At 69.6% G+C, this 5081-nt stretch carries 4 protein-coding genes and 1 pseudogene; 3 read left to right on the top strand and 2 right to left on the bottom strand.

The features are described from left to right. Positions 1–87: 87 nt before the first annotated feature. Both DPV74_RS38870 and DPV74_RS38865 read left to right on the top strand, forming a co-directional pair. On the top strand, positions 88–1866 hold the full coding sequence (locus DPV74_RS38870; RefSeq protein WP_059699968.1) for a Wzy polymerase domain-containing protein: 1779 nt from the start codon (positions 88–90) through the stop codon (positions 1864–1866). A gap of 453 nt (positions 1867–2319) precedes the next feature. Continuing rightward, positions 2320–2670 (top strand): TonB family protein, encoded by a 351-nt coding sequence (locus tag DPV74_RS38865; RefSeq protein ID WP_027789218.1) that lies wholly within the window; start codon positions 2320–2322, stop codon positions 2668–2670. Positions 2671–2773: 103 nt separating this feature from the next. Here DPV74_RS38865 and DPV74_RS38860 read toward each other — a convergent pair whose 3' ends face one another. Continuing rightward, positions 2774–3979 carry a hypothetical protein gene (locus DPV74_RS38860; protein WP_119339118.1) on the bottom strand — a complete coding sequence of 402 codons (1206 nt, stop codon included), beginning with the start codon at positions 3977–3979 and terminating at the stop codon, positions 2774–2776. A gap of 90 nt (positions 3980–4069) precedes the next feature. Beyond that, positions 4070–4558: a cyclic pyranopterin monophosphate synthase MoaC gene (moaC, locus tag DPV74_RS38855; RefSeq protein ID WP_059495383.1), complete on the bottom strand. Its 489-nt coding sequence runs from the start codon at positions 4556–4558 to the stop codon at positions 4070–4072. 273 nt (positions 4559–4831) lie between these two features. Between moaC and DPV74_RS38850 the strand changes: the two are divergent. Further along, positions 4832–5081 (top strand): annotated as a pseudogene (locus tag DPV74_RS38850) (M48 family peptidase); the annotation flags it as partial.

Raw genomic sequence — 5081 nt, 5'->3', positions numbered from 1 at the left:
GCGCCGCGCCGGGGCGCGGCGCGAAGGCCCCGCACAGAGGGGGGAAAGTTTTGTATAGTGCGCCGGTTGCTGACATCCGGTTCGCTCATGCCTTCTACTTTTTCCCGTTCGTTGCCGCTCGTTGCGCTGGCTGTCGCCCTGATCGTGCCGTACGCGATCACGAATCACACGTATCCGATCCCGACCTTCTATTCCGAGTTTTCCGCGCTGGTGCTGTATCTGCTGGTGGGAGTGTCCGTCGTGCTGCTCGCGCGCACCGGTCGCCCGGCCGAACCGTTCGCCGCGCCGGCCGCATTCGTTGCGCCGCTCGGGTTCGCGGTGGTGCTCATCGCGCAGGTCGCGCTGATTCCGCTCAAGGTGCCGTCGATGAACTGGCTCGCGGTCGGCTATCTCGCCGCCGCGCTGGTCGCGATGCAGGCAGGTTTTACGCTCGCGCGCGACGGGCTGGCCGAGGCCGTGTCGCGGATGATGGCCGGCGCGCTGCTCGTCGGCGGCGTGTTCGCGGTCGGCACCCAGATCGTGCAGTTGTTCCACCTCGAGTCGGCGCTGTCGCCGTTCGTCGTGATGTACAACGTCGCGGTCGATCGCCGCCCGTACGGCAACATGGCGCAGGCGAACCATCTGGCCAGCTACATCGCGTTCGCGCTTGCGGGCGCGCTGTATCTCGTGCAGACGCGCCGGCTCGCGGTATGGGCGTGGCTCGCGCTGTCGCTCGTGCTGTCGGTCGGCCTTGCGCTGACGGTGTCGCGCGGGCCGTGGCTGCAGGTCGCGGTGATGGTCGTCGCGGGCTTCTGGATGGCGTGGCTTGAAACGCGCCGAGCACCGGGCAATGCGCGCGCGTGGCTGATCCCGGTCGTGCTCGCGGTGGCGTTCATCGCGGTGAACGTCGCGGTGCGCTGGGCCAACGTGCACTATCACCTGAACCTCGCGGAATCCGCGGCCGACCGGATGCGTGACGCGGGGCAGATCGCGCCGCGCCTCGCACTGTGGAAGTACGGGCTCGCGATGTTCCGCGAGCACCCGCTGCTCGGCGTCGGCTGGGGCGAGTTCCCGTCACACCAGTTCGCGCTCGTGCGCTCGCTGGGCGGCGTCGAGATCGCGAACAACTCGCACGACATCTTCATCGACCTGCTCGCGAAGTCCGGCCTCGTCGGCCTGGGCGTGCTCGTCGTTGCGCTCGTGACGTGGTTCGTGCGTGCGGTGCGCGCACCGCAGTCGAGCATGCGCGTGTTCGGCTTCGCGCTGATCGGCATCCTGCTGATGCATGCGCTGGTCGAGTATCCGCAGCAGTACATGTTCTTCCTGTTGCCGGCGATGTTCGTGATCGGGCTGCTCGACGTGAAGCCGCTGCGTTTCCTGCCGGGGCGCGCAGCCTTCGGGCTGTTCGCGGTGCTGTCGGTCGGCGGCGTGCTGGCGGCGGTGCCTGTGCTGCGCGATTACCAGCGCGCGGAGGTGCTGTATTACGGCAGCGATCCGGCCGCGCAATACCGTGACGCGCCGTCGTTTCTGTTCGGCGCCTGGGGCGAATACGGCGCGGCCACGCTGCTCCCGATTTCGGCGGACGACCTGCCGGCCAAGCTCGCCGCGCACGAGCGCGCGATCGCGCTGCTGCCCGGCGAGACGGTGCTGCGCCGCTATGCGGTGCTGCAGGCACTGGCCGGCCGCGAAGCCGATGCGCTCGACACCGTCGCGCGCCTGCACGTGTTCGCGAAGGAGCTGAAGGACTGGCCGCAACAGCTGGCGGCGCTGTACAAGCTGTGCGACCAGCAGCCGGCGCTGAAGACGTTCAAGGCGGCGGTCGTCGCGAAATACGGCGAAGTTCCGGCCGACGCGGCCGACGACGAGGACGACGACGATTCGGATTGATACGCACGGCCCCTGCCGGAACGGGGAATGCCGGCAGGGGCCGCGCCGTGCGAGAGCAGCGGCGCGTGCCGAACGCAACCGCTTGGCGTGAACCCGGCGAATCCGGCCGCGTATCGATTACCTCGTGAATTGCGCGGATTCCGGCTGAAGTCGCGGCGATTCGCGTCAACCATTGTCAAATCGCCGCCGCTCGCCGGGCGGCGCGTGCACAATGCGCGAAAGCGCTCGCGTGCCGGCCCGTGTGGGGCAGGGGCGACGCGAACACCGGCAACACCGGGCCACCCGGGAAGTCCGCCACGCAGGATCGCGGCCGAGCATCGATCGGCCGTGCGGCCGTAACGGGGCGCCGGTCCGATGGCCGCGGCGCGGTGTGACGCATGCGATGCGATCGGGCGATGTTCCCCGGCGCGCGGCGCGTTCGTCCGCAACAGTGCTGAAGAACGATATTCGACCATGGCTATTCGCTCGACCTACCTGATCCTGCCCGCCGTCGCGCTGCTGTTTTCCGGCTGCGCGATGCTGTCGTCTTCGCAGGAAAGCAAGCTGACCTGCCACATTCCGCGCGCCGTCTATCCGGATACCGCGAAGCCGCTCACGCGCCCGGCGACCGTGCTCGTGCGCGCGCTGATGACGACGTCCGGCGAAGCGCAGAACGTCACCGTGACGACGAGCAGCCGTAATGCGGCGGCCGATCGCGCGGCCGTCGACGCGATGACGCACGCAACCTGCGTACAGACGGGCGCGACCGCGAATCCGTTCCTGCTGACCCAACCGTTCGTGTTCGAGCCGCAGCGCGGCAAGTGATGCGCGGGCGGCGCAGCGTGCGTGCCGGTCGCCGCCCGGCATTGTTTCCTGCCAGTTCCTTCGTGGCGCACGGCCGCCGAAAGTCGCCGCGCGTGCCCGACGTTCAGTGCCGCGGCATCAGGTTCGCGCCGCGGCAAGCCGGCTCGGCCGCCGTGCTCAGCCCGAGCAGCGTGAACCCGTTGCGTTCCTGGCGAATCTGCGCGTAGTGCCGCGCAACCGTCTCCCCGGTGTTGCCCGTCAGATCGAGTTCGACCTGAAAGCGGTCCTTGCTGTCCGAGCAGCCACGCACCGGGCCGTACTCGAACCCGGTACCGGGCGCCTTGCGGGCCTTGTCGAACGCCTGCCGGCCCTTCAGCGCGGCAGCCGCGGCGGCGGGTTCGCTCCATTCGCGCGCCTGCGCATCGTTCACATTCAGCCATTCGTCGACGAAATCGCGGCCGTTGAGCGCAACGGGTTGTACGCGCTGCACGGTGCCGCCGTCGACGCGATAGCGGAAGACGCCTGGCCGCGTCAACACTTCGCTGTCCATCGAGCCGACCGTCGCGCGCACCTCGAAGCCGTCGGGGCGCACCTTGAACCGGATCGGGTTTTCGTCGAGCACGTAGCTGTTCTCGGCATGGAACAGCACGCGTTGCGCGGTCGGGCCGTTGGCCGGTGCGACCACGTCCGCGGCGAACCGGCTCCAGCGCGACGCGCACCACGGCGTGCCATGGACGACCGCGACCTGCCCGCCGGGCAGCGCCGAGAACCAGAAGCCGCCGCCGTACGCGCCGCCGATGTCCTTGTAGTCGTCGGCCTGCCAGCGCAGCACGCGCTGCCAGCCGCCGTTTTCCCATGCGTAGGCGGTCAGCAGGTTGTCGTCGCCGCATGCGATGTCGAAGCCGGCGCGCACGAAGAGCAACGGGCGGGACGTGCCGCCGCGTTCGACGTCGACGTCCGGATTGCGGCCGAACGCCGATTCGCCGTCTTTCGGCTGGACGGGTCGGGCCGGCACGCCGAGCGCGGCTGCGAGCGTGCGTTTCAGCGCGGCCGGGTCGACCTGTTCGTCACTGCAGGCGAGCCGCGCATCGATCGCGCCGGCGAGCGCCTGCTTGTACGCACGCAGCGCGTCGCGCAGCGGCGGCGAAATCTCGACGCCGGGCCCGTCGCTCGGCGGATTGCGGATCTGCTGTACGCGGTGCTGCGCGTCGATGGCCGCGCGCGCGGCGGTGTCGGCGGCGGGGCAGGCGCCGGCGGCCGATGCGACGGCCGGCAGCAGGAGGAGCGCGCACAGCAGCGGCGCGGCGCATTTCAGCGTGGGATTCTTCATGAGTAAGGTGTTTTTCTGGTTTTTATCGTTCGAACGGAGCATCGCTACGGCCGGCGCTGCCCCGTGAATGGCGGCTGTTACCGCTGGCGGTCAACCCGCGACGTCTTCCGCCTTCCAGTCCCCCGACTTCCCGCCGCGTTTCTCGCGCACGCTCACGTCGGTGATCACCATCCCGCGATCGACGGCCTTGCACATGTCGTAGACGGTCAGCAACCCGACCTGCACGGCGGTCAGCGCTTCCATCTCGACGCCGGTCCGGCCGAACGTCTCGACCTGGGCGACGCAGTGGACGCCCGGCAGCGTGTCGTCGAGCTCGAAATCGACGGCCACGCGCGTCAGCGCGAGCGGGTGGCACAGCGGGATGAGGTCGGCCGTGCGCTTGGCGCCCTGGATGGCCGCGATGCGCGCGACGCCGAGCACGTCGCCCTTCTTGGCCTTGCCGTCGCGGATCAGTGCGAACGTGGCCGGCAGCATCCGGATCGTGCCGCGCGCGATCGCGATGCGTTGGGTTTCCTGCTTGCCGCCGACGTCGACCATGTGCGCATGGCCGGCGGCGTCGAAATGGGTGAGTCCTGACATGTCGTGCTCCAGTGGAACGGCGTGCTCGCACGAGCACGTCCGTCGATCCTGCTTCGCGATCGGGCAGCGCGCGGCATCCGAAACCGGCTCCGCGACCCGATGCAACGCTTCAACGGGCGCTTATCATAGCAGCGGCGTTCGCGTCGCCGGAGCGCAGATGGCACCGCCGCGGCACGGGACAGTCATCGCGGCGCCGGTACAATGACCCGAATATTCAGACCAAACGCCGCGATGCGCGCCCGGCGCGCGGGACGGCGTCGTTTTCATCCTGCCATGCGTGTCAAACAGTTGCTTGCCGTGTCGCTGTCGGTGGCGCTCGCGTTGCCGCCGAGCGGCCATGCGCAGCGTGCGTCCGCACCGCCGCTCGAAGCGGCGGCCGACGGCGCCCGGTCGATTTCCACCGTGCCGTCCGGCATCGCGGCCGGCGTATTCGGTACGTACGGCGGCGCGGAGAGCCGGTTCTCCGACGCGGGCGGCGCGTCGGCACCGGCCGCGAGCCTGCGCGCGCCGCTTCGCGCGCTCG

This window comes from Burkholderia sp. HAN2018 (assembly GCF_024704855.1).
In the GTDB taxonomy this organism is placed as follows: domain Bacteria; phylum Pseudomonadota; class Gammaproteobacteria; order Burkholderiales; family Burkholderiaceae; genus Burkholderia; species Burkholderia cepacia.
The sequence above is the reverse complement of the archived record's forward strand: the minus strand, read 5'-3'. Positions and strand labels throughout refer to the sequence as shown.